Source organism: Candidatus Glassbacteria bacterium (genome assembly GCA_019456185.1).
Taxonomy (GTDB): domain Bacteria; phylum Gemmatimonadota; class Glassbacteria; order GWA2-58-10; family GWA2-58-10; genus JAJRTS01.
This window is the reverse complement of the sequence record VRUH01000146.1, coordinates 1-1,423: the sequence shown is the minus strand read 5'-3', so window position 1 is coordinate 1,423 and position 1,423 is coordinate 1. Positions and strand designations below refer to the sequence as shown.

The 1,423-nt window shown below is 58.7% G+C and carries 1 protein-coding gene; it reads right to left on the bottom strand.

What is annotated here, in order from left to right; genetic code table 11:
• Positions 1 to 38: 38 nt before the first annotated feature.
• A complete protein-coding gene (locus tag FVQ81_18530; protein ID MBW7998528.1) occupies positions 39 to 1,376 on the bottom strand; it encodes a tetratricopeptide repeat protein in 1,338 nt (445 codons plus the stop codon).
• Positions 1,377 to 1,423 lie beyond the last annotated feature (47 nt).

Below are 1,423 nucleotides of genomic sequence, written 5' to 3'. Positions count from 1 at the left end.
GTGCGGTAGGGGGAGGGGGGGATATAAAGACCCTCCCATTACAGCCCCACTTTCTTGAGATCGGCCAGGATATTGGCGATTACAGCAGGGTTCTGGTGGGGTTCACGGATTGTCAGGATCGTTTGGGGGTGGTTATCCTCCCCGGGGAATTCCTTCCGGTAGATGCCCACTTCCTCGCGGGCCCGTTTGATTTCATTCAGGCGGACAAAGGAGACGATTATCAACAACTGCGTGGTGGGACTATCGGGCTGACGGCGGAGGTATTCAACGAAGGCCGGAATTGCCTCCCGGTAGTTCCCCAGTAAAAATTTGGACAGCCCCCGGGTGTACGTGTACCAGGCGGGGTGGAAGGGGCTGAGCCGGATGGCATGGTTCACCAGGTTCAGCCCGTCCAGCGGATCCCCCGAATAGTTGCGGATCATCGCCAGAATCGCCGTGATTTCCGCGCCGTTGGGATTGAGATCGACTGACTTCCTCCCCAGAATGAGAGCCTGGGCAAAATCCCGCCGGGTGAGCATGACCGCCGCCATCAACGAGTAGGCCTCCCCAAAGGTGGGATCCAGTTCGATGGCTCTCCGCGCACCGGCCGCGGCCTTTCCCAGAGAGACTGCGATGGCCTTTTCCTGGGAGCCCTCGATGGGAGGGGACCAAGCGAACTTGGCATCAATGAAATGGGTGTATCCCAGCAGGGTGATGGCCCCCGGGAAATCCGGATCGAGTTTGAGGGCTAGTTGAAAAAGCTTCCTGGCGTTCTGGGTGTCTCCCTGCGTCACCTTCCGCAGGACTCCCAGCCCCTGAATGGTGAAGTTCCAGGCCTGGATATTTTTCGTGCCGCCCCTCCAGACCCGCTCCTGTTCGCCCTCGGTCAGCTTCACTTTCAGGGAGGTAATGATCTTATCGGTGATCTCGTCCTGGATGGCGAAGATATCCTTCAATTCCCGGTCATATTTTTCTCCCCACAATTGTTCCCCGGTTCCGGCCTCCACCAGTTGCACCCTCAGGCGGATGCGATTTCCGGCTTTTTCCAGGTCCCCCACCAGCAGGTAGCGCACACCCAATTCCTTTCCGATCTCCCGGGCTGTGCGAGGACGGTCCTTGTAGACGAAGGACGATTCGCCGGAAATGACGAAGATCTGCTCGACCTTCGCCAACTGGTTGATGATGTTCAGGCTGAGCCCGGCGCTGAGGAGTTGCAGAATCGCATCCTTCCCCAGTGGTTTGAGCGGAAGAACGGCCATGGAGGGTTTTCCAAATGGAATTCGTCCAGGATTCGCGAGAATTTGCTCTTCCAGCCGGGATTGGGACGGCGCCGCGAAAAAGCGCCAGGTGACCACACCCGCCGCGCCCGCCATCAGCACCACCAGGACAGCCAGCACCCAAACGAGCCGGGTGGATTTTGCGGGGGAGCCGGAATGGAATATCC